The organism is Paenibacillus sp. FSL K6-2441 (assembly GCF_037964765.1).
GTDB lineage: Bacteria > Bacillota > Bacilli > Paenibacillales > Paenibacillaceae > Fontibacillus > Fontibacillus phoenicis.
Map to the genome: position 1 here is coordinate 1,944,891 of NZ_CP150174.1, position 25,527 is coordinate 1,970,417.

Genomic DNA, 25,527 nt, shown 5'->3' on the forward strand with positions numbered 1-25,527 from the left:
CTTTTAGCGATCAATCCGTTAGGCGAATGGGCGCCTGACGGTACTCGCGCAGCAGCTCCTCCGCGCTGCGCTTTGGCATAGCATTCGCATATACGGCAGCGGCCCGAATGTCGAGATTCAGCTGCGGGTGCTCCAATTCAGCAGCCCGGGTGATGATCGGCAGCCGGGCCGTTTGTTTCATCCGCTTCAGCAGTTGCTGCCCGGCCGCGCTAAAGCCAAGCACGCGCAGATACCCCGGGCCTTGGGCGAGCGCCTCTGGCGCCAGCAACTCGCGGGGATGCTGCAAGAGAATATGCAGCAGCGTGCGCTGCAGTTTCGTATGCGTGTAGCGTTTCGTCTTGAGCTGCGCGAGCAGCTCGGCGACGGTGGGCTCTGCCAAGCGGGGCAGCGTCTTTTTGATCCGGTATTCCAGCCCTTCGGTCACCTCGTGAAGGGCGGCCAGCTGCTCCGGCGACGCCAGGAGCAGCTGATGGAAGAGCGGCGCGGCCAAGCTCTCCCACGTCACGGGCCCGCGTCCCGCCGCGAACTCGCGGGCGAGGACCTCCGCCGTGAACGGCGGGAGATACGGCGCGGCCGCGGCAAGGCCGCCGCCGGCGATCAGCCGCCGCACGGCGGTGGCGCTGGCGATGCTCGCGTCCGTTGGCGCGACATCGCCGTATCCCGCGGCCCGGCGCCGGACGGTGGCCGGCGCGATGCCGCTGCCCAGCCGCCGCAGCGCGATCAGGTAGTGCAGCCCCAAACTGTTGTTGGGCTGCTCCAGCAGCGCTTGCGCTGCGCACGTATCGGCGGCGCTGCCGCCGAGCGTACGCGCGGCTGCGGCCGCATAGGCCGCGGGGTAGCTCGCCCCGGTGGCGAGCTCCTCCGCGAGGGCCGCCCGCAGCGCCTGCGGTTCGGCGGCCAGCCGCTCGGCCAGCGGCAGCAGCGCCGTCAGCGCGCCAGCTTCGCTGCCGAAACATAGATGCGACGTGATCCCCGTCGCATCGAGCAAGGCCACGGCTCCGTAGGCGAACCACTCCGCCGGCTGGGCCGCGTAGGCGACCGGCAGCTCCAGTACGACGTCGACGCCGAGGCGGAGGGCCATCTCGGCCCGAGCCCATTTGTCGACAAGCGCCGGCTCGCCGCGCTGCAGGAAATCGCCGCTCATCACGGCGATGACCGCGTCCGCCTGCGTCAACCGCTTCGCCTCGGCGAAATGGTAAGCGTGACCGTTATGGAGCGGATTATATTCAACGATAATCCCTACGATCTTCAAAGGACTCGACTCCTTATTCTCCGGGGTGATAGTTTCAAATTTTCATTTATGAATATACCACAATATACCATGAAATCGGCGCGGTACGGCAAGGGGGAAGTGAACGACAGCTTTTCCGCAGGATTATCGCTTTATTGTTGACAAAACTTACTTAAAATCGGTATAATAACTTTTGTTTGTTTGGAGTGATGCTGATGATTATTCATTTACGTCAGGTGAACTCGTCCGGAGCTCCGGTGAAGATTCATCAAGCCTTGGACGTAAGCCATGTCGTTAAAGGTCGCAGGGACATTACCGCGATCAGTCCGCTTCAGGTCGATTTGCAGGCGGAAGCTGCCGGCGGAGACGTAGTCGATGTCAAGGGTCAGCTGACCGCAGAGCTCGATATGACCTGTTCCCGGTGTCTGAAGCCCTTGAAGCAGGTCGTGCAAGCGGAGTTTTCAGAGAGCTTCAAACAAGGCGACGATCCCGAGACAGACGTACAGGCGCAGGAAGAAGACGATGACTTGCATTATGTCGCCGACGACAAAGTCGATCTCGTGCCGTACGTGGAAGAGACGCTGTTGCTTCATCTTCCGTATGCCGCTCTGTGCGAGGAATCCTGCAAAGGGCTATGCCCGGTTTGCGGAACGGATCGGAACGAGCGGGATTGCGGCTGCAATACGGACAAGATCGATCCGCGACTCGCAGCGCTCGGCGATTTTTTCAAGAAATAAGCAAGTAAACAAGAAATAAAGCCCCGGTTAGGGTTGACTTGAATAAGGAGGTGGGAACCATGGCAGTACCTCAACGGAGAACGTCCAAAACGCGCCGCGACAAACGCCGCACGCATTTCAAATTGGCTGTGCCGGGCATGGTAAAATGTGAACAATGCGGAGAATTGAAGCTTGCTCACCACGTTTGCAAAGTTTGCGGAACTTACAAATCTAGAGAAATTATTGGCCAATAAGCTTAAAGCAACAACTCAAAGTAGTACTTCATTTCGATGAGGTGCTATTTTTTTTGTCTTTGTTGTTGCCGCCTCCCGTGCCGCCTTCCGTCAGGTTTATGGCAATTTCGCTTTTCTTTTGGGACGGGATGCTTTATACTACATTTTAGTACCAGGTTCTAAAGAATAGCTTCGCCAACTATTACATATAAGGGAACGTTGATATTATAGATAGACCATCATTGCTTGCTGAAGAGGGGGGGATACCCATCGAACGTTTGCCGAAGCGGGCGAGGCAGCAACAGCTCGTCCAAATGATAGAAGCTAACCCGTTTATTACGGACCAAGAGCTGACCCGTCAGCTGAAAGTCAGCATTCAGACAATCCGTCTTGACCGCATGGAGCTGGGCATCCCGGAGCTCCGGGAGCGGATGAAGCTGATGGCGGAACGGTCGTATGACCAGGTTCGTTCCTTGCCGCTGCATGAGGTCATCGGGGAGATCGTCGATCTGCAGCTGGACAAGAGCGGGATCTCCATCTTTGAAATCCGTGAGGAGCATGTGTTCTCCCGGACGGGGATCGCCCGTGGACATCATGTGTTTGCCCAGGCGAACTCCTTGGCGGTGGCTGTGATCAACGACGAAATCGCTTTGACATTCTCTGCAGACATCCGGTTTATCCGTTCGGTGCATCTCGGTGAGAAATGCATTGCGAAAGCTTATGTCAGACCCAATTCCGGCCAAAAAGGCAAAGCGAAGGTTGAGGTCTTTACTTACGTAGGCGAAGAAATGGTATTCCAAGGGAATTTCGTCATCTACCGGTCCACCGGAGAGGACACTTCAGAAGGAGGAAGTCAGCATGAGAATCGCCATTGATGCGATGGGCGGAGATCACGCGCCGCAGAGCACGGTCGAAGGTGCACTGGCCGCAGCCAAGGAATGGAGCGATACCGAAATCATTCTGGTTGGTAATGAGCAAGTGCTGAAGCCGATGCTGCAAGGAGCGCCGGCAAATTTACGAATTTATCACGCGTCCGAAGTGATCGAAGCGGAGGACGAGCCGGTTAAGGCGGTTCGCCGCAAAAAGGACTCTTCGATGGTTGTCGCCGGACGGCTTGTCCGCGAAGGGGAAGCGGAGGCGATGATCTCCGCCGGCAACACCGGTGCATTGATGACTACGGGACTGCTGGTGGTCGGGCGGATGGAAGGGATTGAGCGGCCCGCGCTTGCGCCGATGATCCCGACGGTGGATGAGCGCGGCGTGTTAGCGCTTGATCTTGGTGCCAATATGGATGCCAAGCCGGAGCATCTGGCCCAGTACGCCCTGATGGGAAGCATCTATCGCGAGAAGGTGCACGGCATTAGCAAGCCGCGGGTGGGTCTGCTGAATGTCGGCACCGAAGCGAAGAAGGGCAATGAGCTTACCAAATCGGCTTTCCCGCTGTTAGAGACGATGCCGATTAACTTTGTTGGGAACGTGGAAGCTAGGGATATCTTGACCGGTGCTTGCGATGTACTGGTGTGTGACGGCTTTGCGGGAAATATTTTGCTGAAATCGCTGGAAGGTACGGCGGGCACGATGTTCTCGATTCTGAAGAAGGAATTTTCAAAATCGTTAAAGAACAAGCTGGCTGCAGCCGTATTAATGCCGTCCCTGCGCGGATTGAAGAAGACGATGGACTACAAGGAGCATGGCGGAGCGCCGCTTCTTGGTTTAAGTGGTTTGGTCGTGAAGGGGCATGGATCCTCTGACGGAGGTGCCATTAAGAATGCTGTACGCCAAGCGCGTACGGCGTTGCAAAGCAAATTGACGGAAAGTATAGCACGTGAAATCAGCGGGGAGTGAATGAGGATCGTGACAAAATTACGTTCGGTTGGAATTATCGGGACCGGGAAGTACGTTCCGGAAAAGGTGCTGACGAATGCCGATTTGGAGAAAATCGTAGATACGAATGACGAATGGATCGTTTCGCGTACAGGAATTAAAGAACGGCATATCGCCGCACCGGACCAAGCGTCCTCCGACTTGGCTTATGAAGCGGCCGTTCGGGCGTTGGATTCCGCGGGTTTGAAAGCGGAAGAGCTGGATTTGATCATTGTGGCAACGATCACCCCGGACATGGCGTTTCCTTCGACCGCTTGCATTTTGCAGGACAAGCTCGGTGCGAAGAAAGCGGCTGCCTTTGATTTATCCGCCGCTTGTTCAGGGTTTGTTTACGGAATGGCCACGGCGAACGGATTTATTCAGACTGGAATGTACCGGAATGCACTGGTGATCGGTGTGGATACCTTGTCCCGCATCACGGACTATACGGACCGGAACACTTGTGTTCTGTTTGGGGATGGGGCCGGGGCTGTCGTGCTCGGCGAGGTGCCGGAAGGCCGCGGATTCTTGTCCTTTGATCTCGGCGCGGAAGGGGCCGGCGGCGAGTTGCTGAAGCTCGAAGCGGGCGGTTCTCGCCTTCCTGCTTCGGAGGCGACCGTGGCGGATCGCAAGCATTACATTTATATGAATGGCCGCGAGGTGTTCAAGTTTGCCGTACGCGTGATGGGAACGGCAACCGAAGAAGTGCTTCGCAAAGCAGGGAAGACCAAAGAGGACATCGATCTCTTCGTCCCTCACCAGGCGAATATCCGAATCATCCAATCGGCGAGAGAGCGTCTGAATTTGCCGGAAGAGAAGTGCGTGATCAATGTGGATAAATACGCCAACACTTCGGCAGCTTCGATTCCGCTGGCGCTGGTTGAAGCAGCAGAGGATGGACGCATGAAGGAAGGCGACACCATCCTGCTCGTTGGCTTCGGAGGCGGACTAACCTGGGGAGCATCCGTGCTCGTGTGGTAATCTAGGCGATCGCCATTCGGATACGCGAGGATGGATGGTCATTCACCGGACTTTTACGATAGGGAGTGCACAGGATGGGCAAAATCGCTTTTGTTTTTCCGGGACAGGGTTCCCAAAGCGTTGGAATGGGCAAGGATATATATGACGCGCTGCCGGAAGCACGGGCGCGGTTCGAAACTGCAGATGAGCAGCTGGGCTTCAAGCTCACCGATCTGATCTTCGGCGGACCGGACACGGAGCTGAAGCAGACGGCCAATACACAGCCGGCGCTCTTGACGACTAGCGTGGCGCTATATGAGGCATTTGCCGCCAAAGGCGTTCAACCGGATTATGTTGCCGGTCACAGTCTAGGCGAATACAGCGCGCTGACCGCAGCCGGTGTTCTTCACTTTGAAGATGCCGTGAAGCTTGTTCGGGCGCGCGGCGAATTTATGGAGCAAGCGGTGCCGGGCGGGCAAGGCGCGATGGCAGCCGTCCTTGGCGGCGAGCGTGACGCACTTGCTAAGCTGTGCGCCGACATTACTGCTGGCGGTGCGCTGGTTGAGCTGGCGAATGTGAACTGCCCTGGGCAGATTGTGGTCTCGGGAAGCCGAGAAGGGGTTGACCTCGTCATTGAGCGGGTGAAGGAAATCGGGGCCAAACGGGCGATTCCCCTGGAGGTCAGCGGACCGTTCCACTCTTCTTTGATGAAGACGGCTGCGGAACGGCTGGGCGAACGGCTGGCCGCTGCTTCGTTCAGCGATGCCAAGGTGCCGGTTGTCGCTAATGTGACGGCTCGTCCCGTACAAAGCGGGGCAGAGATTGCCGAATTGCTGGTTCGTCAAGTTTATTCTCCTGTGCTTTGGGAGGATAGCGTGAGTTGGCTCCTTTCCCAAGGCGTGGATACGTTCGTAGAGATCGGGCCTGGCAGCGTCTTAACCGGATTAATCAAAAAAATCGATAAATCGGCGCGGCTGTTTAACGTTAGCGGATTGGACAGCCTGGAACAAACGGCTGCAGCTTTAACCGAATAGGCCGATTTAGCCTTAGGTTTTACCATCGCCGCAAAGGTGCCGCTTGGCGCAAAGAATGGCGATAGGATCATAGAGGCAATCTAGAGCTTTGATTTTTAAATGCTTCGCATAGGTTAGGCGAAAGGAGATGAACCGTATGAGCAAACCGCTGCAAGGGAAAACCGCTTTGGTCACGGGGGCTTCACGTGGAATTGGCCGCAGCATTGCGCTTGCTTTGGCCGAGGCGGGAGCTGACGTTGTTGTAAACTATGCGGGGAATGAAGAAGCCGCCGCCCGCGTCGTTTCCGAAATCGAGGCGCTTGGTGTGAAATCCTACGCGGTTAAAGCGCATGTAGGCAGCAGCGAGCAGTTCGAGGAAATGGTGAAATCCATGCTGGATGCGTGGGGCCGGATCGATATTCTCGTGAATAACGCAGGGATTACAAGAGATAATTTAATTATGCGCATGAAGGAAGAAGAATTTGATCAAGTCATCGAGACGAATCTCAAAGGCGTATTTAACGGCATCAAAGCCGTGACCCGCCCGATGATGAAGCAGCGCTCGGGACGAATTATCAATATCTCTTCGGTGGTCGGCGTGCTCGGCAATGCGGGTCAGGCGAACTATGTCGCCGCCAAAGCCGGGGTTATTGGCTTGACCAAATCATCGGCGCGCGAGCTGGCTTCGCGCGGGATCACCGTGAATTGCGTCGCCCCCGGGTTTATCGATACCGATATGACGGGCGAGCTTCCGGAGGAGTATCGCCAGAAGCTGCTGGCGGATATCCCATTGGCCCGCTTGGGACAACCTGAGGAGATCGCCAGCGTGGTTCTGTTCCTCGCCTCGGACAGCGCGGCATATATGACCGGTCAAACGCTGCACGTAGACGGCGGAATGTATATGTAAAAATCACGCCTTTCGCTTCTATGGCATTTTAACTTCAAATCTCTTATAATACCAAAGAGGAGGTGAACCGGATGTCCGATATCTTGGATCGCGTAAAACGCATTGTAGTGGATCGCCTCGGCGCTGATGAAGCCGAAGTGACGCTGGAAGCGTCTTTCAAAGACGACTTGGGTGCGGATTCGCTTGACGTAGTTGAGTTGGTCATGGAATTGGAAGATGAATTCGATCTGGAAATTTCCGACGAAGATGCAGAGAAGATTACGACTGTAGGTGAAGTTGTAAACTACATACAATCTCATACCTAATGTCATCCAAAAGTCCCGTACCTCCTACATAGCAGGCGGGACTTCTCCTCATCTTCAGCTTCTGCAAGCATTCGTGCTTAAGAACTTAGAATGATTAGTACACATGAAGTCCATACGAGGTGAATGTGTTTGAAGCATAGAGTAGTAGTCACAGGAATGGGGGTCGTGACGGCGCTAGGACAAGACCTCGATACGCTATGGAATAACCTTGTTCAGGGGAAATCCGGCGTTTCGAGAATCGAAGCGTTTGATGTCAGCGAATACCCGACGCAAATTGCCGCCTCCGTGAAAGATTTTAATCCAGAGGATTATGTGGATCGGAAGGAAGCGCGGAAGATGGACCGCTTCGTGCAATTTGCAGCCGCTGCGGCAATCAGCGCCATGAAAGACAGCGGACTCACCATCGGTGAGACGGCCGATCCGGAACGGGTTGGCGTTATGATTGGTTCGGGGATCGGCGGTCTTGGAACTTGGGAAGACCAGCACAATATTTTGCTGGAGAAAGGTCCAAAACGCGTCAGCCCATTTTTTATTCCTATGATGATTGCCAATATGGCCTCGGGCCATGTATCGATCATGTTTGGAGCGAAGGGTCCGAACACGACGGCGGTAACTGCGTGCGCGACCGGAACTCATTCCATCGGCGATTCGTACAAGCTTATCCAGCGGGGTGATGCCGATGTGATGATTTGCGGAGGCGCGGAAGCAACGATCCGTCCGACCGGTATGGCGGGATTCTGCTCGATGCGGGCGATGTCGACCCGCAACGACGAACCGGAGAAAGCCAGCCGGCCGTTTGATCTGGAACGAGACGGCTTTGTCATGGGCGAAGGCGCCGGGATTCTGATTTTGGAATCGCTGGAGCATGCACAGAAGCGCGGTGCTAAAATCTACGGTGAAGTTATCGGCTACGGCTTGAGCGGGGACGCTCACCATATGACGGAGCCGGATCCCAACGGACCGGAACGCTGCATGAAGATGGCGATCCGCGATGCCGGGATTGCGCCGGAAGAAGTGGATTATATCAATGCCCACGGGACATCGACCCCGGTTGGCGACCGCTCGGAGACGATTGCGATCAAACGTGCGTTTGGAGACCATGCTTATAAATTGGCGGTCAGCTCGACAAAATCGATGACCGGCCACTTGCTTGGGGCTGCCGGCGGGGTGGAAGGCGTCATTTGCGGGCTCACCTTGAAGCATGGCATCATTCCGCCAACGATCAACTTGGAGCATCCGGATCCGGAATGTGATCTGGACTACGTTCCGAACGAAGCCAGACGTGCGGATGTCCGCGTCACGATGTCCAACTCGTTTGGATTCGGCGGACACAACGCCACGATCATCATGAAGAAATACGAAGCATAAGGGGTTAAGTCCGGTGAATGGAGATCTGAAGCAGTTACAGCAAAAACTTGAACTGGCATTCCAAAATCGGCAGCTTCTGAAACAAGCCTTCACTCATGCGTCATACGTGAATGAGCATCGCTTCAGTCAATATGAGGATAACGAACGGCTGGAGTTCTTGGGCGATGCCGTTCTCGAATTGACCGTTTCGGAGCATTTATATCGGTTATTCCCGGATCGTCCTGAAGGCGAGCTGACCAAATTGCGCGCCGCGATCGTCTGTGAACCGTCGCTCGTGAAATTTGCCGAAAACCTAGAGTTTGGAAAATACGTCCTGCTAGGCAAAGGCGAGGAGTTGACGGGTGGGCGAACTCGTCCTGCATTGCTCGCGGATGTGTTCGAATCCTTTATTGGCGCTTTGTACTTGGACCAGGGCCTGGAAGCAGTTACTGCGTTCCTTCATCGCCATGTATTCCCTAAATTGACCCTTGATGGCAAGCTGTCGACCGGCGACTTCAAGACGGAGCTGCAGGAATTGACGCAGCATCATGGCATGGGCACATTGGAATACCGGATCATTGAAGAACGGGGACCGGCCCATGAACGCGAATTCGTTGCGGAGGTCCGCATGGATGGCCGTTCGCTTGGCCAGGGTACCGGCAGATCCAAGAAGGAAGCCGAGCAACAGGCCGCCGCCGTGGCGTTGGAGTTGCTTAAGAGCTCCGATCTTTGAACATTGCATGAGATGTGAATATGGAAGAGAAGAAGGCGTCCCAAGATTGATCAGGGAGGCCTTCTTCTCTTAGATCAGACCGATCGTGCTGTTAGTTACTTTAAACCACTGGAGATATTCAAACCTTATCGGTTTTATTTTGTTCTGGGTGATTTATTTTTGAGGTACAACATTGAGTATCTACTGTGGGGATCCCACTTAATGGGTCAAATTGATACAGGGAAATATAAAGTCTCCGTAATTCTTGTAACTGCACGGCTAGCTCCAATCCGAACTTAAAAAAAATTTCCTTTTCCTTTTCAGAAATATCTTCACAGACACAGTTGGCATAAGAAATTACGGCGCCGTGAACCGCCTGAATGCTTTTTAATAGTTTATGTCTACATAAACTTGACATAGAAATTTTCTCCTTTAAGATGATTTTGAAATAGAATATAATGTTACGTAATAAAAAAATAAAACGGATAAGACATCATACTACTATTTTGAAGTTTATTCATTACAAGAGGAACCTGAACAACAGCTTTTCTTAGGAAAGCGTATTGCTCAGGTTCTGTTCTAAAGAGGTGAAAGAGAGTGAATAAGTTTGTTTATGATAACGATTTGGACTTTATAAATGCTAAATATACTCTGTTTTGTTTTTTGTCATTTATTACAATGCGAAAGATTTTACGTTTAGAAGAAAAAAAGCGCCAACTGAAGCAAAGAATAGCAGAAGCTAAAAATATAAATTAGTATTATGTGGGTATCCCGCCGTCAATAGGAAAGGGGTCTGTTTCACACGTTTTAATATTATTGGTGCACATATTGATACACAAGCTAGGTTTTATTTTAGCTGCAGCGCATGCTGTGAAGTGATTTTCTATTACATTCCCCGATTGATTCAGAAGTGTACTTTTCGTTGTTACTTCCACTAGTTCATCATTTTCGTTATAAGACAGGACAAAAAGTTCAGGTTTACTTTTAGCAGATAAGATTAAATACTTAGTATTTTTATATTTGTAAAGTTGAGGACTATTTAGTTCGAGTGAAACCCCCTTGTCTTGTAAAAAGTTAGTTGCGCTTTTTATTCTTGGTTCTTCAACTTGCAGTTTAATTAACTTATTGTTTTCCATCCTAAGTCCCACCTATTGATTATTGCAGGTGAGCTTTCCCTAGGATATAAATCCAAGATAACTGTATCCCGCAGTTTCCTGATTTAAGAGAAATTCATCTGCAAGATTAATATATTGATATACTTAACATCGTGTTACAAACGAAAATGAACACTATGTCTAGTTGATCTTACTACTAAGTATGAAGAAGGGGGTTATAAGTATTGAGAAAAATTCAATGTTCTGTTTGACTTTGATCTAAAAGATTAAATTGTAACATTCTAAAATAGAAGAAATTCCTAAGCTTAGTTATGTTTCGTTCAGAGGCTCTGTTAAGATTTACGGCAACTGCATCCTGAGCTCGGTCATCAACGTCAGCGTATCCATCCCGGCATGATTGCCAAGCAGAATGATCGTATACCCGCCGCCGAGCTCCCGGGACATGCCGGTGGCGTAGCCGGTACCGCTGCCATTGTGGAAGACGCGTGTTGTCCCGTTTTCCTGCTGAATCATCCAGCCGTAGCCGTAATTTTTCTCAGAATACGGGGTGAACATTTGGTCGATCGACGCTTGGCTAAGTACGCGTTCCGTTTCAAATGAGGCGATCCACGTCAACATGTCGTTGGCAGTGGAGTATAACGTGCCGGTCCCGGATTGTGAGATATAAGGGCCGGCCGGCGCCCAGAGTTGGTCCCCGGCACTAACGTAGCCCTGAAGGACCGGAATCGAGGGCTTCGCTTCGCCGGTGTCTTTTAAACCCAGCGGCTCCCAAATGCTCTGCTTCAGATATTCCCCATAACTCATCCCCGAGGCTTTCTCGATGATCCCTGCCAGCACGACATAACCGCTGTTGCTGTACATAAATTTACTGCCCGGTTCACTCAGCAGCGGCTTGGAGCGGATCGCTTCGATCGTATCCTGCAAGGTCATGCCCGCAACCCGTGGAAAGTTGGGGTTGATGCCGCTTAGGTGGGACAGCAGCATATGGATGGTCATCCAGTCCCCACTAGGAAAACCGGGGAAATACGACTCTAATGGTTCGTCGAGGCGAAGCTTTCCTTCCTCCGCGAGCTTCATGACGGCCGCCGCTGTAAACGATTTGGTCAGAGAACCAATGCGCGATTTCGAATCGGCCCGAACGAGCTGGTTATCGCCGTCATATCCGTAACCTTTGCGCAACAGAATCCGGTCATCTTTAGCAATCAATGCAATCCCGGAATACTTTTGGGCCTGCAAATAGCGGTCAGCTACCTCGGTTTCCGAAGAACGGATTGTCGCTGCGTCCGGGGTCAAGGCAACGTGCATCGTTCCTGACATTGCCACGGCATCCACCTCAGCCTTCAGCACTTCGGCTAAAGCCCGCAAAGGCACCAAGGTGACGCCGCCTTGATCTAACGAATTTACGCCGATCCGGAGCGGGTTTCCGTTGACGCTGAACAGATCCGTCCCCGCGCGGTGCAGGATCGTGTCCCCGTGTACCCGAAGCTCGGCAGCACGTTTCGTAGTATTCCATCGTACTTCTGCACCCAGGTATTCCGCCGCTTCACGCAAAGGGGCATAGGTCACGCCGCGATAAATGAGGGGCTTGGTTGTCCAGGCAACGGATTGCCCCCCTACGGTCACAGTTACGGATTTCCCCGCCTGCGTCTGCGAAGCGGAAGCCACTGGCAGTCCCGGCGATCCGAGGGAAGCCGTCCCAAGGCATACAGATATCATGATGCCGGCCAGGCGGGAAAGTTTTTTTGTGCTCATCAATGTTGCTCCTTTTACCGATATAAGAGGTTGGATTTTTTTCTATCACACTAGCAAAAAGTGCCTTAAATTTCAAGCGAATGAGAGAAGCTTCATGCCGCGCAATCTTCCGCGACGGATAGCCTGTCCTCCAGGGCTTGGGGTATGTTACAATAGTCGGTAGAGGTGATCGTGAACGTATGTTTTTGAAACGGATAGAGTTAGCGGGCTTCAAATCGTTCGCCGATAAGACGGAGATGGAATTCGTCCGCGGAATTACCGCCGTGGTTGGACCTAACGGCAGCGGTAAGAGTAACATCTCCGACGGGATCCGCTGGGTGCTCGGGGAGCAAAGCGCCAAGTCGCTGCGCGGCGGGAAGATGGAAGATATCATTTTTGCCGGCAGTGACGCGCGCAAGGCCGTGAATTACAGTGAGGTATCGCTGACGTTGGACAACACCGATCAAGCGTTGCCGCTTGACTTCAGCGAAGTGACGGTGACCCGGCGAGTCCATCGCAGCGGCGACAGTGAATACTTCATCAACAAGCAGCCCTGCAGGCTGAAGGATATCACCGAGCTGTTTATGGACACGGGGATCGGGAAGGAAGCGTACTCTATCATCGGGCAGGGCCGGATTGAGGAAATTTTGAGCACACGCTCGGAGGACCGCCGCGGCATTTTTGAAGAGGCTTCGGGGATTGTGAAATACAAGAGCCGCAAACGCGACGCCCGCCGCAAGCTGGATGAAACCGAGCAGAACCTGCTTCGCATCAACGACTTGGTGTCCGAGCTGGAGGATCAGATCGAGCCGCTGAAGGAGCAGTCGGAGAAAGCCCTGAAGTACAAGGAATTGCGTGAGCAATTAAAAAATAAAGAAATTTCGCTATATGTGCATCAGATCGAGCAAATCCATGAATCGTGGAGCGAGGCCAACGCCAAGCTGGCCAAGCTGCAGGAGGAGCAGCTGGCGCTGTCGACCGTTGTTTCCGCGCATGATGCCAAATTGGAGAGCGACCGGCTGGCCCTTCGTCAGGTTGAGGATCAAATCGAACTGCTGCAAAGTCAGCTGCTCGAATACAGCGAAAGCTACGAGAAAAGCGAAGGCTACGGCGAAGTGCTGAAGGAACGCGCTAAAAATCTGACTCAAAATCGCGAGCAGCTGCTTCAATCGCTGGAGATTAGTGAAGAGCGGTTCGCCCAGCGGCAGCAGGAAAAGGAGCAGCTGGCAGCCAAATTCGCCGCAGCGGAGCAGCAGCTTCATGAACTGCGTAATGAGCTGGCGGCCGAAGAGGCGAAGCTGATCGGGGTGACCGGCGGCATCAGCCAAGCGCAGGAGGACGGCCTGAAAGGCCAACTGCTGGACATCATGAACCAGATGGCGCAAGCGCGCAACGAGATCCATTATGCTGAACAGCAGAAGGAAAGCGTGAAACGCCGGATGGAACGCGCGGAAGAGGAAGGCGTCAAATGGACGGAGGAGCTGGAACGGCTCAAAGCGCGCAAGGCTGAACTGGAGAAGGTGCTAGACAAGCTGGGCAAAGAGATTGCCGATTTGCGCGGACAGTACATCCAGGAAAGCGAACGGGTGAATTCGCTGCAGAAGCTTGTGGAAGAAAGCCAAAGCAACATCCGCAAGTGGGAACAGAAGCGCGAAGCGTTGGTTTCCCGCCGCGACACGATGAAGGAGATGGAGGACGACTACGACGGGTTTGTCTTGGGCGTTAAGGAAGTGCTCAAGGCGGCCAAACGGTCGACGTTGTCCGGTGTCCACGGTGCTGTCGCGGAGCTGATTCGGGTGCCGGAGAAGCTTGAAGTCGCCGTAGAGACGGCGCTAGGCGCTGCGATGCAGCATATCGTCATGGAGAACGAAGCGGTGTCGCGGCAGGCGATCGCCTTTCTGAAGCAGCGGCAGCTGGGCCGAGCGACCTTCCTTCCGCTCGACGTAATTCGTCCGCGCCAGATTTCCGCAGCGGACAAACGTCTACTGGAGGAAGCGGACGGATTCATCGGCATTGGAGCCGATCTGGTGGGCTACGAGCCGAGGTATGAGAACATTGTCGGCAGCTTGCTCGGTAATGTCGTCTTTGCCAGCGATCTGGAGCGGGCGAACAAAATGGCCGCACGGCTGCAATACCGCTTCCGGATCGTGACGCTGGAAGGCGATGTCGTGAATGCCGGCGGTTCGATGACCGGGGGCAGCCAGCATCGCAAGAACAGCAACCTGCTGGGGCGTAAACGCCAGCTCGACCAGCTTGCCGGCGATATTCGCGAAAGCGAGGAAATGCTGGACAAGCTGCGCAAAGGGTTGGCAGACGTACGCAGTCAGCTGGCCAAGGCCGAAGGCGAGTTAACGCGACTGCGGGAAGCCGGCGATGCCAAACGGGTAGAGGAGCAAGAATGCGCCGGTGATTTGAAACAGATCGACCACGAATGGCGCCGTGTCTCCGAGCAGTTTGAGCTCTATGGCCAGGAGAAAGGCCACTACCTGAAAGAGCTCGAGGAGCTTGAAGCGACAAAGACCGCGGCGGAAGCGCGACTCGTTGAGCTGGAGAAAGAAGAGCAAACGGTGCAGCAGTCGATCCGGGCAGCCGAGTTCGCGCGTAAAGCTAGCGAATCGGCCAAGGAGGAGCTGCAGGATTTGCTGACCGGGCTCAAGGTCCGGGAAGGCAAGCTGGATCAGGAATGCCAGTCGCTGCGTGAGCAGCTGCGCCGCGCGGAGGAAGAGTTCAAGGTGCAGGAGCGTGAGCTGGGGCAGACCCGCACGATCCTGCAGTCGATTGAAGCGGACCTGAAGCAAAACGAGGAGCAGACCGTGAAGCAACGGGAAGAGCTCAACGACTTTAAGCTGAAGAAGGAACGGGCCAGCGAACAGCTGGAGCTGGAACGCGCTTCGCGCGCCGTGCTTGTGAAGAAGCTGGAGGAAGGCGAAAGCGAAACGAAAGAGCAGCGGCTTGGGCTCAAGGCCGTAGAGGAGCAGTTGCGCCAGACAGAAATCCAGGCGAACCGCCTCGACGTGGAGCTGGATAACATTCTGCGCAAGCTGTCTGAGGATTACGAGCTGAGCTACGAGCTGGCGAAGCAGCGTTACGCCGTGCCGGAGGATGTGCCGCAGACCCAGGCCGACGTGAAGGAGCTGAAGCGGCAGATCACGTTGCTTGGCGAGGTGAACCTCGGCGCGATCGAGGAATACAACCGCGTGTCGGAACGTTATCAGTTCCTCAGCGAGCAGAAGAATGATCTCGTCGAAGCGAAAACGACGTTGTACCAGGTAATCCGCGAAATGGACGAGGAGATGTCCAAACGCTTCAAAACGACGTTTGACGCCATTCGCCGCGAATTTGTGATCGTCTTCTCGAAGCTGTTCGGCGGCGGGCGGGCGGATTTGATCTTGGTCGATCCGGACAACCTGCTGGACACAGGGATCGATGTGGTGGCTCAGCCGCCGGGCAAGAAGCTGCAAAACCTGCAGCTGCTCTCCGGCGGGGAGCGGGCATTAACAGCGATGGCGCTGCTGTTTGCGATTTTGCAGGTGAAGCCGGTGCCGTTCTGCGTGCTCGACGAGGTCGAGGCGGCGCTGGACGAAGCCAACGTGGTCCGTTTTGCCCAGTACTTGCGCGAATTTTCGGAGCAAACCCAGTTTATCGTGGTGACTCACCGCAAAGGCACGATGGAAGAAGCCGACGTGCTGTACGGGGTGACCATGGAGGAAGGCGGCGTGTCCAAGCTCGTTTCGGTGAAGCTGGAGGACGAAGATACGGTCGAAATCGCTTAAGCCAACAGAACATTCTCAAATACAATTTACGGTGGCTTGGGGGTCAAGACGACAGCTTGGCTCTCCTGCCACGTTTTTGTGTTTACGCGGTCTGGGGCGGAAAATTGCTTAGGCCCCCTGCGGTATGAGATAATTGAGTTCGAAGTGATGAAGGAGGATATATTCCTATGAGTTTCTTTAAGAAACTGAAAGAGAGCATTGCATCTAAAACGGAATCCGTAACGAAACAGTTCCGGGACGGGCTGGAGAAAAGCCGGAAAGGCTTTGTTGAAAAAGTGACCGAGCTCGTAACCCGGCGCAAAAAAATCGATGAGGAATTTTTTGAAGAGTTGGAGGAAATTTTGATTGGCGCCGACGTTGGCGTGAACACGGTCATGAAGCTGATCGATGATCTTCGCGCCGAAGTGAAGCAGCGCCGGATCGAAGACGCTTCGGAGCTGCAGCCGCTGCTCTCCGAGAAGCTGACCCAGCTGCTGCGCGGGGACGAGGACAGCGAAATGCATTTGAACCCGGACGGGATCAGCGTCATTTTGTTCGTAGGCGTTAACGGCGTTGGTAAAACGACGACGATTGGCAAGCTGGCCCATTATTATAAACTGCAGGGCAAAAAGGTGATTCTCGCCGCAGGTGATACCTTCCGTGCAGGGGCGATTGAGCAGCTCGAGGTTTGGGGCAAGCGCGTTGGAGTTGATGTCATCAAGCAACAAGCTGGTTCGGATCCGGCAGCGGTGATGTTCGACGCGGTTCAAGCCGCCAAGCAGCGCGGGGCCGATATTTTGCTGTGCGATACAGCGGGACGCCTGCAAAACAAGTCGAACCTGATGGAAGAGCTGAACAAGATTTACCGCGTGATTCAGCGCGAAATCCCCGGCGCTCCCCATGAGGTGCTGATGGTGCTTGATGCCACCACAGGACAAAACGCGCTTAGCCAAGCCAAGCTGTTTGGTGAGAAAAGCGGCGTGACTGGTCTCGTGCTCACGAAGCTGGACGGAACGGCCAAAGGCGGCATTGTCATCGCCATCCGTCAAGAGCTCAGCCTTCCGGTGAAATTCGTTGGACTGGGTGAGAAGATGGAAGACCTCCAAAAATTCGATTCCGAGCAATTCGTACATGGGTTGTTTGCCGGTTTGATTGCTGAGGAGGAAGAAGCTGAAGGGGAACCCAATGAGGCTTAATTGGGCCAGTTCCAGTAACACTTTCCGGGATCCTTTCGTATGATGCTCATAGGCAATCGCCCGGCAAGACAAACTAATCAAGAGAATTTTAGGAGGTGACAGGATGGCGAATACACATACGTATGACCGTCGTGAGGAAATTGCCAACGCGATCACTCACGGTATCGGCGCCTTGCTCAGTGTAGCAGGATTAGTGCTGTTGATCGTTTTCTCCAGCATGAAGGGCACAGCTTGGCACGTTGTCAGCTTTACAATATATGGCGCAAGCATGTTGTTGTTATACCTGTGCTCGACCCTCGTGCACAGCTTCAAGGAAGGGAAACTGAAGGATTTGTTCGAATTTTTCGACCATTCCTCAATTTACATTTACATTGCGGGGACGTATACCCCGTTTCTGTTGGTAGCTGTTCGGGGGCCGCTCGGCTGGAGCCTGTTCGGTACTGTCTGGGGGATCGCGCTGCTTGGCGTTGTGTTTAAAGCCTTTTTCGTCAAAAGATTCCTGTTCATGTCGACGTTTTTCTACTTGATTATGGGCTGGTTAATCGTGATCGCCTGGGGTCCGCTGACTGCAGCGATGCCGCATCAAGGGGTTGTCCTGTTAGTTGCAGGCGGGCTGTCGTATACGCTGGGAACGATCTTTTATGTCTGGCGGGGATTTCCTTATCACCATGCGATCTGGCATCTGTTCGTCCTCGGCGGCAGCGTAACGCATTTCTTTGCGATCTTGCTGTATCTCTTGCCAAATCATTAAGAAGCTGAAGCGTCAAGCCGCTTTCCGAAGCATCGGGAGCGGCTTTTTTGCATCGAAATGCGGCTCTAGCTATGTCCAAAACTGATGTTAAGGAAAAGTGCTTGACATCCATCTCGGCATTCGGTATCATAGGAAAAGTTGATGCCTGTAAAGTGTTTTTCCTTGACGGAGGGGGTGCCCAGATGAGTCAGGAGAATAGGCTGGAGAAGACAAACCGAATCAACCTTTTGTTTGACTTCTATGAATCGCTGCTGACGGAGAAGCAGCAGACGTTCTTGAAATATTATTTTCTCGATGATTTCTCGCTGGGCGAAATTGCCGCTGAGTTCGAGATCAGCCGTCAGGCGGTATATGAACATATTAAACGGGCGGAAGGCATGCTGGAGACGTACGAGGAGAAGCTGGGCCTGCTGAAGAAGCACGAAGCGCGGAGCCACGTGTTGTCCCAATTAGGGCAGCTAGTCGAAGCCAGCGACATGTCCCCGTTACATAAAGAAACGGCAAGAAATTTGCTTCGCGAGGCGGAGCAATTGTAAGATGACTATAGGAATACGGAACGATCTTATAGAGATGGAGGTGACGAGGTATGGCATTTGAAGGTTTGACAAGCCGTTTGCAGAGCGTATTCAGTAAGCTTCGCGGCAAAGGGAAAGTGTCCGAGGACGATGTAAACGAAGCGATGCGTGAGGTTCGACTCGCTTTGCTGGAAGCGGACGTCAACTTTAAAGTCGTCAAGGAATTCATCGCGAAGGTGAAGGAGAAGGCGATCGGCAAAGAGGTCATGGACAGCTTTACGCCGGGCATGGTCATCATCGATATCGTCAACAAAGAGCTGACCGAGCTGATGGGCGGAAGCCAAGCTAAGCTAGCTCGCAGCAATCGGCCGCCAACAGTCGTGATGATGGCGGGTCTGCAAGGGGCTGGTAAGACAACAACATCGGCGAAGCTGGCCAAGCTGCTGCTGAAGGAAAATCACCGGCCGCTGTTGGTCGCAGGGGACATTTACCGTCCGGCGGCAATCAAGCAGCTGCAGGTGCTCGGCGAGCAGATTAAAGTGCCGGTGTTTACGTTGCCAGAGGGCAACAGCCCGGTTGAAATTGCCCGTCAGGCGTTGCAGCATGCGAAGGATAACGGCAACGACTATGTCTTGATCGATACCGCAGGCCGGCTGCATGTGGACGAAGAACTGATGGAGGAGCTGCGGCAAATCCATGAGGTGACGAACCCGGACGAGGTCTTGCTCGTGGTGGATGCCATGACAGGTCAGGACGCGGTTAACGTTGCGGAGAGCTTCAATCAGCAGCTGACGCTCACCGGGGTCGTGTTGACTAAGCTTGACGGCGATACCCGCGGCGGTGCAGCGTTGTCGGTTAAGGCGGTCACCGGCTGCCCGATCAAGTTCGCTGCGCTGGGCGAGAAGATCGATGCGCTGGAGCCGTTCCATCCGGAACGGATGGCGTCGCGGATTCTGGGCATGGGCGACATGCTGTCGTTGATTGAGAAAGCTCAGGCCAACATTGACGCGGAAAAAGCGAAGGAAATGGAACGGAAAATGCGCAATGCAGAGTTTACGTTCGAGGATTTCCTGGAGCAAATGGAGCAAGTGAAGAAGCTGGGCCCGCTGGATCAGCTTATGGACATGATTCCTGGCATGGGCAAGATGAAGCAGATGCAGAACGTCAAGGTGGACGAGAAGCAAATGAGCCGGGTTGAGGCCATCGTGCATTCGATGACCAAAGAGGAGAAGCAAAATCCCGATATGATCAATCACAGCCGGCGCAAGCGGATCGCCGCAGGCAGCGGAACCACACTCGCCGACGTCAATCGCTTGATCAAGCAATTTGACGAGATGCGCCGTGTGATGAAGCAGTTCTCCGACATGATGGGGCCGAAAGGCAAAGGCAACAAAATGTTGAAGCAATTAAGCAAGGCCGGCAAAGGGATGAGATTCCCTTTCCGTTAATCTAAATGCAAGGTTCATTCTTAAAAGGAGGTGAATTTCGTGGCAGTTCGTATTCGTTTGAAACGTATTGGTGCTCATAAAGCTCCTTTCTACCGTATCGTGGTTTCGAATTCCCGTTCCCCGCGTGACGGTCGTTTTATCGAGGAGATTGGTTACTACAATCCGGTTGCAGAGCCGGCTGTAGTTAACATCGATGAAGAGAAAGCGTTGAAATGGCTCCAAGACGGTGCACAAGCATCCGATACCGTTCGCAATCTGCTGAGCAAAGCAGGCGTTATGAAGAAATTCCATGAGCTTAGACAGCAGAAATAATTGCTGATTCGGAGGGTCGTAAATGGAACAATTAGTCGGCGTTATTGCGAAGGCTCTTGTTGATCATCCGGACGACGTGCGCGTAGATGTCGTGGAGAAGGACCATCTGATTGTGTATGAGCTTTCCGTGCATCCCGACGATGTAGGGAAGGTCATTGGCAAGCAGGGGAGAATCGCCAAGGCGCTGCGCACCGTCGTAGCATCGGCAGCGGTCAAGATGGATAAGCGGGTCACCGTGGATATCATGTCTTGAGCGTTAACTTCATAATGATAGACGAAAGCGGGTTAGGATGTTTGTCCTAGCCCTTTTTCGTACATGCTGAAGCAGAAGGATCCTGGCAGTTGGGACAAGCTGCGAGTATGATGAGGAGATAGCACTTGGGAGGTTAATATGTCGGATTCATTGTTAACGGTAGGCAAAATCGTAAATACACACGGGATACGCGGGGAGCTTCGCGTGCTGTTGCAGACGGACTTTCCGGAGGTGCGCTTCGCACCGAAGAGCCGGCTTCTGATTGTTCATCCCGAAACGGGGGAACGGCTGGAGGTCACCGTGCAATCGGCGCGGCCGTACAAACAGATGTATATTGTTAAATTTGCCGAATTCTCCAATATCAACGATGTGGAACGGTTTAAAGGCCGCGACTTGAAGGTGAGCAAGGCGGAATCGGTTGAGCTTCCGGAGAACGAATATTATTTCCATGAAATCATCGGCTGCAGCGTGGTTTCCGATGAGGGGGAAGAGCTGGGTGAAATCGTGGAGATTCTGCGGCCCGGCGCGAATGATGTATGGGTTGCCAAGCTGCCAAATGGCAAGCAGCTGCTGCTTCCGGTCATTGATGACGTGGTGTTGGACGTCAATGTGAAGGAGAAAATCATTACAGTGCATATGATGGAAGGACTGTTGTAGGATGCGCGTGGATGTGTTGACCTTGTTTCCTGAAATGTTCGCCGGCGTATTTGGCAGCAGCATCCTCGGCAAAGCTCAGGACAAGGGGATTGTGTCCTTCAACGCCATTAACTTCCGGGACTATGCAGGCAATAAACATGGAACCGTTGATGATACGCCTTATGGCGGCGGCGGGGGCATGGTGCTGAAACCGGAGCCGATTTTTCGTGCGGTTGAAGATTTGCTTGGACGGCAGGTTGATGGGGATACCGGAGATTCGGCGGAACATCCGGCAGTTGCCGCAGAACCCGACCTGGCGGCTAACCCTTCCGTTCGCCCGCCCCGCATTATCTTGATGTGTCCGCAAGGCGAGACGTTTACGCAGAAGAAGGCGGAAGAATTAGCCCAGGAAGATCACTTGATTTTTATTTGCGGGCATTATGAAGGTTACGATGAACGGATTCGCCAACACTTGGTCACCGACGAGTTATCGATTGGCGATTATGTACTGACCGGGGGCGAGCTGCCAGCGATGGTGGTCATCGACAGCGTGACGCGCCTGTTGCCTGGGGTGTTAGGCAATGAAACAAGCGCGATCACCGATTCGTTTAGCACCGGGTTGCTGGAATATCCGCATTACACACGCCCGGTTGAGTTTCGCGGATGGAGAGTGCCAGATATTCTGCTCAGTGGACATCATGCCAATGTCGATGAATGGCGGCGCAAGGAAGCGTTACGGCGGACGTGGGAACGACGGCCCGATCTGCTCGAAAAGGTGGAGTTATCTCCCAAGGAATTGCGTTGGCTCGAAGAAATCAAAGCTAGTCATCCGAAAGAGAAGGAGTAAGTAACTTCTCCATGTCTGTGTCCGATGTGACCGTCAAGCGGTTCAAAGCCATTAGCCGGTCACCGGGCTTGACAAAGCCTTGGCGAACGGTGAAAGCCATGCGGTAGCCGTTCTCCTGCAGCTCATAGATCATCTGCCGGGATTTCTCGCCATACGGGTATGCAAAGTACGGAGAGTCAACCCCGGTTTCTTTCATCTTGTCGATATCGGCCTGAATTAACTTAGAGTCTAGCCCTGCGGATGACGGAACTCCGCATTTTTGGAAGCCTTTGTAATGCAAATTATACGTGTGGCTGTGGAACTCGAATACATCGCGCGCCGCGTGGATTTCTTCTTTTGAAAGATATGTTTTCTTCGTCGGATCGAAGGTTTGGGTTTCTGCCTCGATTTTACTGCCGATGACAAAGATAGCTGCTTTGAATCCATAGTTTTTGAGAATGGGATAAGCATAAATATAGTTATTTTGATAGCCGTCATCGAAGGTAATGACCACGCTCTTGGCCGGCAGGGAGATCTGCCCTCTGACGTATTGTTCAAGTTCGCTTAAAGAGGCTGTATAATACCCTTGCTCATGCAGATAGGCCATCTCAGCTTCAAAAGCCTCAAGATTGATAATCGACTTGTTGCCAGGCTCTTGATTGTATTGCTTTGGAGTGATGTAATGATACATCAGTACGGGCACTTGTTCGGCGGTGCCTGGGGCAACCGCAAAGTCCATCGGCAGGGTTGGATATTCCTCATGCTTCGTATGGCTTGAAGTAAACACCTTCGTTTTCACCATATCCCATGAGGTGCAAGCCTTACGGGCCAAAACCGTATTCGGGTGGGTCACTGCGACCGAATACACTAGAATCGAAATTGCTGCGAAAAATAGTACATATCTTGCTAATCTTCTGCTCATTTCTCCACAAACTCCTATTTTCTCTAATAGATCTATTTTATTTGCTCTCTCTAAAAAAGTGGTTACGATTTGTTATCCTACATCAAAACCAAAAACCCCCGGTAGATTTACCGAGGGTTTTGCTTATTCGAATGATTCGACGATATATCCGGCGGCGATGACGTCTTTTTTGCTTAACACAATCGACCCCAGCTCTTTCTTAACAGTGATCAAATGAGACTTGTTCGTAACGACAGAAGTCGTTTCTCCATCCTTAAGGTTTGCGGCATTAAGGCTAAATGCGGTTTCGCCTCCCGCGCGAACAACGTATACATTGGCGGTATCTTCAGATTGCGAAGCGGAAAGGCGCGGGTTTGCAGCGATCAGATCGGATAAGGTGATCCATTCCTTCTTTGAACTGAACGAAATCGTTTTGGTCGCACCATCGTAGGTTGTGCTGTAATTAAACAAGCTTGCGGCTTCACGAATCGGGACATAAGTCGTTCCATTAAAGACCAGCGCATCCGCGGTCAGCTTGGTTTGCCCATTCACCACGTAATTGAAGTATTTGATGGTCGCTTTGACCGTTTTTACTGCAGGGGCTGCCCCTGCCACGGATGCCGTACCGATTAAGGCGCTAGCTGCAACCGCGAGTACGATTTTTTTCATGAGAAGTTTCCTCCTATCGTTTATCGTCCTTTAAAAATATTACATAGAAGCTTATCTAATGATATAGGTTTTGTGGGTTATTTTACGGGGAGGTGATCAGACAAAGGGACTAGCCCTAATAGAGAGAGAATAGGTCTTAGGCTTGCATCTAAACTCTTGCGAGCGTGCGCGGCTATCGCTTATAATGGTAATACGCGATTGACATCCGGTTAACGTTGAACGGCAAATCGTTAACCTTTATATGTGATTATCGGGGTATGGCGCAGTCAGGTAGCGCGCACCCTTGGGGTGGGTGAGGCCGTGGGTTCGAATCCCGCTACTCCGATCTTTAGCCAACCGAAGGAACAGGCAAATTTCAATTGAATTTTGCCTGTTCCTTTTTTATCCCGCGCAAGCTATCAAGACAGTTGCCTCAAACCGTTAGTCGCCCATACCGTTCGTCCACTGTTCTCATACTATGCATTAGCTTGCATAAGGAAGGGGAACAAGGGAATGGAAGAGATATATTATAATTGCTTACAATGCATGGGGAAGCGTGTTCGGATTTTAACCCGTGATGGGGCTGTACACGAAGGCACGATTGTGAAGGTTGACCGGTACAACGTATATTTAAAAAAATCGGGAAAAGGCCGGGCTCAAATCTCGGCATTTTATCCGCCCTACTATGGTGGCTACGGGTACGGTCCTTATGGAGCGGCCGACGAAATTTTGACGCTGAGCCTGTTTACGCTCTTGGCGATTGCTTTAATTTAAGGTTAAAACGTTCGCCTCCAAGGGATTGGAGGCATTTTTTTGTTCAAATTCGGATAGGATAAATTTAAGGATATCCCCTGATAACCCTTGCCTTGTTAACCTTATATTTTTCTTGCGAAGCCTATGAGATTATGGTACAATTCAATTTGTTGTGAATTCGGTGGTCCGCTGCGGATGATGAAGAAGAACAAGAGGTTCTTTGGAAGAGGCATGAACACCTGAGTGGAAGGAGGGAGTCCTAGATGAATATCGTACAAGCGATTACGCAAGAACAGCTTCGCAAGGATATTCCGAGCTTTCGTCCTGGTGACACTTTGAAAGTGTACGTTAAGGTTATCGAGGGATCTCGTGAACGTGTCCAATTGTTCGAAGGTGTTGTGATTAAGCGTCGTGGCGGCGGAATTAGCGAAACTTTTACGGTTCGTAAAATTTCGAACGGTGTAGGCGTGGAAAGAACTTTCCCGCTTCATTCCCCGAAAATCGATAAAATCGAAGTGGCTCGCCGTGGTAAAGTGCGTCGTGCGAAGTTGTATTATCTTCGTGAACTTCGCGGTAAAGCAGCGAGAATTAAAGAAGTACGTCGTTAATTTTCCGTTAACGAAGAGGGGGCTTGTATCCAATCAAGCCCCTTTGCTTTTTCTTCGGGAAGTTTCGAGATTCACTACCTCCAGTACATATTTTATGAGATAAGGAGAGGTCACGATCCATGGAGAAGCATGAACGTCAGGGTTATCCGGAGGTTTCGCCGTCTTCCGGACGGGTGGAGCAGTCGCCAGACGGGCCAGGAGCGGTGCAAACGCCGCCTGCGGGCAAGAAGGAAAAAAGCGAGGCGTTGGAGTGGCTGAAAGCTATCGCCATCGCCATTGTGTTGGTTCTCCTGATTCGTTGGCTTTTCTTTGCTCCGTTTATTGTCGACGGCCCGTCGATGCAACCAAACTTTCATACGGGGGAACGGATCATCGTTAACAAGATCATTTACGATATCCGCGCTCCAAAACACGGTGAAGTCATTGTTTTCCACGTTCCGTCGGAAGGCCGGGATTTCATCAAACGGGTCATCGGCGTCCCTGGAGATACCGTCCAAGTGGAAGGGGATACGGTGACGGTCAACGGGAAGGTTGTAGATGAAACATACATTAAAGATGTTGTGGTAGAGAAGCATAATAATAACGAGCTGTACAATACGGAGGCGAATTTTCCGAACGAGCTGGTTCCGGATGGAACGGTGCCGGAAGGATACGTATTTGTACTGGGGGATAACCGCTCGAATAGTACGGACAGCCGACGGATCGGTTACGTACCATATAAAGACATCGTAGGTCGGGCAGATTTGGTGTTCTGGCCGCTGTCGGACCTGAAGTTGATCCGGCACTAGATGCTGG

At 52.7% G+C, this 25,527-nt stretch carries 29 protein-coding genes and 1 tRNA gene; 24 read left to right on the top strand and 6 right to left on the bottom strand.

The genetic code is table 11. The features are described 5' to 3' along the window. Window positions 1–10: 10 nt before the first annotated feature. Complete coding sequence (locus tag NSQ80_RS08700) at window positions 11–1,252, bottom strand: nucleotidyltransferase (RefSeq protein WP_339302051.1); 1,242 nt, start codon at window positions 1,250–1,252, stop codon at window positions 11–13. Between the two features lie 194 nt (window positions 1,253–1,446). On the opposite strand from NSQ80_RS08700, the gene NSQ80_RS08705 reads away from it, so the two are divergent. The 10 genes from NSQ80_RS08705 (at window position 1,447) to rnc (ending at window position 9,308) form a co-directional block, all read left to right on the top strand. Then, window positions 1,447–1,968, top strand: coding sequence for a DUF177 domain-containing protein (locus NSQ80_RS08705; RefSeq protein ID WP_016312480.1), 522 nt, complete (start codon window positions 1,447–1,449; stop codon window positions 1,966–1,968). Window positions 1,969–2,027: 59 nt separating this feature from the next. Next, complete coding sequence (gene rpmF, locus NSQ80_RS08710) at window positions 2,028–2,201, top strand: 50S ribosomal protein L32 (protein ID WP_009222962.1); 174 nt, start codon at window positions 2,028–2,030, stop codon at window positions 2,199–2,201. A gap of 257 nt (window positions 2,202–2,458) precedes the next feature. Then, window positions 2,459–3,055: a transcription factor FapR gene (gene fapR, locus NSQ80_RS08715; RefSeq protein WP_028537792.1), complete on the top strand. Its 597-nt coding sequence runs from the start codon at window positions 2,459–2,461 to the stop codon at window positions 3,053–3,055. Next, a complete protein-coding gene (gene plsX / locus NSQ80_RS08720) occupies window positions 3,039–4,025 on the top strand; it encodes a phosphate acyltransferase PlsX (RefSeq protein ID WP_016312478.1) in 987 nt (328 codons plus the stop codon). Before fapR ends, plsX begins: the two co-directional genes overlap by 17 nt. A 9-nt stretch (window positions 4,026–4,034) precedes the next feature. Continuing rightward, a complete protein-coding gene (locus NSQ80_RS08725) occupies window positions 4,035–5,024 on the top strand; it encodes a beta-ketoacyl-ACP synthase III (RefSeq protein WP_016312477.1) in 990 nt (329 codons plus the stop codon). A gap of 74 nt (window positions 5,025–5,098) precedes the next feature. Beyond that, a complete protein-coding gene (gene fabD, locus NSQ80_RS08730) occupies window positions 5,099–6,037 on the top strand; it encodes an ACP S-malonyltransferase (RefSeq protein WP_260071223.1) in 939 nt (312 codons plus the stop codon). Between the two features lie 136 nt (window positions 6,038–6,173). After that, complete coding sequence (fabG, locus tag NSQ80_RS08735; protein WP_009222967.1) at window positions 6,174–6,923, top strand: 3-oxoacyl-ACP reductase FabG; 750 nt, start codon at window positions 6,174–6,176, stop codon at window positions 6,921–6,923. Between the two features lie 71 nt (window positions 6,924–6,994). Further along, entirely contained in the window at window positions 6,995–7,228 is a 234-nt protein-coding gene (gene acpP / locus NSQ80_RS08740; protein WP_009222968.1) for an acyl carrier protein, read from the top strand. Between the two features lie 129 nt (window positions 7,229–7,357). Next, a complete protein-coding gene (gene fabF, locus NSQ80_RS08745; protein ID WP_157273274.1) occupies window positions 7,358–8,596 on the top strand; it encodes a beta-ketoacyl-ACP synthase II in 1,239 nt (412 codons plus the stop codon). Window positions 8,597–8,609: 13 nt separating this feature from the next. Further along, on the top strand, window positions 8,610–9,308 hold the full coding sequence (rnc, locus tag NSQ80_RS08750; RefSeq protein WP_339302052.1) for a ribonuclease III: 699 nt from the start codon (window positions 8,610–8,612) through the stop codon (window positions 9,306–9,308). Between the two features lie 118 nt (window positions 9,309–9,426). On the opposite strand, the gene NSQ80_RS08755 is transcribed toward rnc, so the two are convergent. Next, window positions 9,427–9,705 carry a hypothetical protein gene (locus NSQ80_RS08755; RefSeq protein ID WP_339302053.1) on the bottom strand — a complete coding sequence of 93 codons (279 nt, stop codon included), beginning with the start codon at window positions 9,703–9,705 and terminating at the stop codon, window positions 9,427–9,429. Window positions 9,706–9,884: 179 nt separating this feature from the next. Between NSQ80_RS08755 and NSQ80_RS08760 the strand changes: the two genes are divergently transcribed. Further along, window positions 9,885–10,043: a hypothetical protein gene (locus NSQ80_RS08760; RefSeq protein WP_339302054.1), complete on the top strand. Its 159-nt coding sequence runs from the start codon at window positions 9,885–9,887 to the stop codon at window positions 10,041–10,043. 2 nt (window positions 10,044–10,045) lie between these two features. Here the strand turns inward: NSQ80_RS08760 and NSQ80_RS08765 are convergent, their stop codons facing one another. Both NSQ80_RS08765 and NSQ80_RS08770 read right to left on the bottom strand, forming a co-directional pair. Beyond that, window positions 10,046–10,423 carry a hypothetical protein gene (locus NSQ80_RS08765; RefSeq protein WP_339302055.1) on the bottom strand — a complete coding sequence of 126 codons (378 nt, stop codon included), beginning with the start codon at window positions 10,421–10,423 and terminating at the stop codon, window positions 10,046–10,048. A gap of 318 nt (window positions 10,424–10,741) precedes the next feature. Next, window positions 10,742–12,154 carry a serine hydrolase gene (locus tag NSQ80_RS08770; protein ID WP_339302056.1) on the bottom strand — a complete coding sequence of 471 codons (1,413 nt, stop codon included), beginning with the start codon at window positions 12,152–12,154 and terminating at the stop codon, window positions 10,742–10,744. 179 nt (window positions 12,155–12,333) lie between these two features. Here NSQ80_RS08770 and smc point away from each other — a divergent pair, with 179 nt between their 5' ends. The 9 genes from smc to trmD all read left to right on the top strand — a co-directional run bounded on the left by smc (window position 12,334) and on the right by trmD (window position 21,843). Next, complete coding sequence (smc, locus tag NSQ80_RS08775) at window positions 12,334–15,906, top strand: chromosome segregation protein SMC (RefSeq protein WP_339302057.1); 3,573 nt, start codon at window positions 12,334–12,336, stop codon at window positions 15,904–15,906. A gap of 167 nt (window positions 15,907–16,073) precedes the next feature. Further along, complete coding sequence (ftsY, locus tag NSQ80_RS08780) at window positions 16,074–17,081, top strand: signal recognition particle-docking protein FtsY (protein WP_339302058.1); 1,008 nt, start codon at window positions 16,074–16,076, stop codon at window positions 17,079–17,081. A gap of 103 nt (window positions 17,082–17,184) precedes the next feature. Then, a complete protein-coding gene (locus NSQ80_RS08785) occupies window positions 17,185–17,832 on the top strand; it encodes a hemolysin III family protein (protein ID WP_339302059.1) in 648 nt (215 codons plus the stop codon). Window positions 17,833–18,014: 182 nt separating this feature from the next. Beyond that, the gene (locus NSQ80_RS08790; protein ID WP_339302060.1) at window positions 18,015–18,368 is read left to right on the top strand and encodes a putative DNA-binding protein; all 354 of its coding nucleotides are present in this window, start codon (window positions 18,015–18,017) and stop codon (window positions 18,366–18,368) included. Between the two features lie 50 nt (window positions 18,369–18,418). After that, the gene (ffh, locus tag NSQ80_RS08795; protein ID WP_016312468.1) at window positions 18,419–19,795 is read left to right on the top strand and encodes a signal recognition particle protein; all 1,377 of its coding nucleotides are present in this window, start codon (window positions 18,419–18,421) and stop codon (window positions 19,793–19,795) included. Window positions 19,796–19,834: 39 nt separating this feature from the next. Beyond that, on the top strand, window positions 19,835–20,107 hold the full coding sequence (rpsP, locus tag NSQ80_RS08800) for a 30S ribosomal protein S16 (RefSeq protein ID WP_009222977.1): 273 nt from the start codon (window positions 19,835–19,837) through the stop codon (window positions 20,105–20,107). 22 nt (window positions 20,108–20,129) lie between these two features. Beyond that, complete coding sequence (locus NSQ80_RS08805) at window positions 20,130–20,360, top strand: KH domain-containing protein (protein WP_009222978.1); 231 nt, start codon at window positions 20,130–20,132, stop codon at window positions 20,358–20,360. 138 nt (window positions 20,361–20,498) lie between these two features. Continuing rightward, window positions 20,499–21,017: a ribosome maturation factor RimM gene (gene rimM, locus NSQ80_RS08810; RefSeq protein ID WP_339302061.1), complete on the top strand. Its 519-nt coding sequence runs from the start codon at window positions 20,499–20,501 to the stop codon at window positions 21,015–21,017. Window position 21,018: 1 nt separating this feature from the next. Continuing rightward, the gene (trmD, locus tag NSQ80_RS08815; RefSeq protein WP_339302062.1) at window positions 21,019–21,843 is read left to right on the top strand and encodes a tRNA (guanosine(37)-N1)-methyltransferase TrmD; all 825 of its coding nucleotides are present in this window, start codon (window positions 21,019–21,021) and stop codon (window positions 21,841–21,843) included. On the opposite strand, the gene NSQ80_RS08820 is transcribed toward trmD, so the two are convergent. Together NSQ80_RS08820 and NSQ80_RS08825 are read right to left on the bottom strand one after the other, a co-directional pair. After that, on the bottom strand, window positions 21,818–22,744 hold the full coding sequence (locus tag NSQ80_RS08820) for a polysaccharide deacetylase family protein (RefSeq protein WP_339302063.1): 927 nt from the start codon (window positions 22,742–22,744) through the stop codon (window positions 21,818–21,820). The two genes, trmD and NSQ80_RS08820, sit on opposite strands and share 26 nt — an antisense overlap. Window positions 22,745–22,867: 123 nt before the next feature. Beyond that, window positions 22,868–23,392, bottom strand: a complete 525-nt coding sequence (locus NSQ80_RS08825; RefSeq protein WP_339302064.1) for a stalk domain-containing protein — start codon at window positions 23,390–23,392, stop codon at window positions 22,868–22,870. Between the two features lie 251 nt (window positions 23,393–23,643). Between NSQ80_RS08825 and NSQ80_RS08830 the strand changes: the two genes are divergently transcribed. The 4 genes from NSQ80_RS08830 to lepB all read left to right on the top strand — a co-directional run bounded on the left by NSQ80_RS08830 (window position 23,644) and on the right by lepB (window position 25,520). Next, window positions 23,644–23,717 (top strand) — tRNA-Pro (locus NSQ80_RS08830). 167 nt (window positions 23,718–23,884) lie between these two features. Further along, entirely contained in the window at window positions 23,885–24,145 is a 261-nt protein-coding gene (locus tag NSQ80_RS08835; protein WP_085169016.1) for a hypothetical protein, read from the top strand. Between the two features lie 242 nt (window positions 24,146–24,387). After that, window positions 24,388–24,732: a 50S ribosomal protein L19 gene (gene rplS, locus NSQ80_RS08840; RefSeq protein WP_009222984.1), complete on the top strand. Its 345-nt coding sequence runs from the start codon at window positions 24,388–24,390 to the stop codon at window positions 24,730–24,732. 173 nt (window positions 24,733–24,905) lie between these two features. After that, window positions 24,906–25,520: a signal peptidase I gene (gene lepB / locus NSQ80_RS08845; protein WP_028537779.1), complete on the top strand. Its 615-nt coding sequence runs from the start codon at window positions 24,906–24,908 to the stop codon at window positions 25,518–25,520. Window positions 25,521–25,527: the final 7 nt, after the last annotated feature.

Excerpts from the sequence above, each read along its gene's own strand:
- NSQ80_RS08705 (WP_016312480.1), top strand. The coding sequence starts at position 1,447 with ATGATTATTCATTTACGTCAGGTGAACTCGTCCGGAGCTCCGGTGAAG.
- rpmF (WP_009222962.1), top strand. The coding sequence starts at position 2,028 with ATGGCAGTACCTCAACGGAGAACGTCCAAAACGCGCCGCGACAAACGC.
- plsX (WP_016312478.1), top strand. The coding sequence starts at position 3,039 with ATGAGAATCGCCATTGATGCGATGGGCGGAGATCACGCGCCGCAGAGC.
- fabD (WP_260071223.1), top strand. The coding sequence starts at position 5,099 with ATGGGCAAAATCGCTTTTGTTTTTCCGGGACAGGGTTCCCAAAGCGTT.
- fabG (WP_009222967.1), top strand. The coding sequence starts at position 6,174 with ATGAGCAAACCGCTGCAAGGGAAAACCGCTTTGGTCACGGGGGCTTCA.
- acpP (WP_009222968.1), top strand. The coding sequence starts at position 6,995 with ATGTCCGATATCTTGGATCGCGTAAAACGCATTGTAGTGGATCGCCTC.
- NSQ80_RS08755 (WP_339302053.1), bottom strand. The coding sequence starts at position 9,705 with ATGTCAAGTTTATGTAGACATAAACTATTAAAAAGCATTCAGGCGGTT.
- NSQ80_RS08765 (WP_339302055.1), bottom strand. The coding sequence starts at position 10,423 with ATGGAAAACAATAAGTTAATTAAACTGCAAGTTGAAGAACCAAGAATA.
- NSQ80_RS08770 (WP_339302056.1), bottom strand. The coding sequence starts at position 12,154 with ATGAGCACAAAAAAACTTTCCCGCCTGGCCGGCATCATGATATCTGTA.
- smc (WP_339302057.1), top strand. The coding sequence starts at position 12,334 with ATGTTTTTGAAACGGATAGAGTTAGCGGGCTTCAAATCGTTCGCCGAT.
- ftsY (WP_339302058.1), top strand. The coding sequence starts at position 16,074 with ATGAGTTTCTTTAAGAAACTGAAAGAGAGCATTGCATCTAAAACGGAA.
- NSQ80_RS08785 (WP_339302059.1), top strand. The coding sequence starts at position 17,185 with ATGGCGAATACACATACGTATGACCGTCGTGAGGAAATTGCCAACGCG.
- NSQ80_RS08790 (WP_339302060.1), top strand. The coding sequence starts at position 18,015 with ATGAGTCAGGAGAATAGGCTGGAGAAGACAAACCGAATCAACCTTTTG.
- ffh (WP_016312468.1), top strand. The coding sequence starts at position 18,419 with ATGGCATTTGAAGGTTTGACAAGCCGTTTGCAGAGCGTATTCAGTAAG.
- NSQ80_RS08805 (WP_009222978.1), top strand. The coding sequence starts at position 20,130 with ATGGAACAATTAGTCGGCGTTATTGCGAAGGCTCTTGTTGATCATCCG.
- rimM (WP_339302061.1), top strand. The coding sequence starts at position 20,499 with ATGTCGGATTCATTGTTAACGGTAGGCAAAATCGTAAATACACACGGG.
- trmD (WP_339302062.1), top strand. The coding sequence starts at position 21,019 with ATGCGCGTGGATGTGTTGACCTTGTTTCCTGAAATGTTCGCCGGCGTA.
- NSQ80_RS08820 (WP_339302063.1), bottom strand. The coding sequence starts at position 22,744 with ATGAGCAGAAGATTAGCAAGATATGTACTATTTTTCGCAGCAATTTCG.
- NSQ80_RS08825 (WP_339302064.1), bottom strand. The coding sequence starts at position 23,392 with ATGAAAAAAATCGTACTCGCGGTTGCAGCTAGCGCCTTAATCGGTACG.
- NSQ80_RS08835 (WP_085169016.1), top strand. The coding sequence starts at position 23,885 with ATGGAAGAGATATATTATAATTGCTTACAATGCATGGGGAAGCGTGTT.
- rplS (WP_009222984.1), top strand. The coding sequence starts at position 24,388 with ATGAATATCGTACAAGCGATTACGCAAGAACAGCTTCGCAAGGATATT.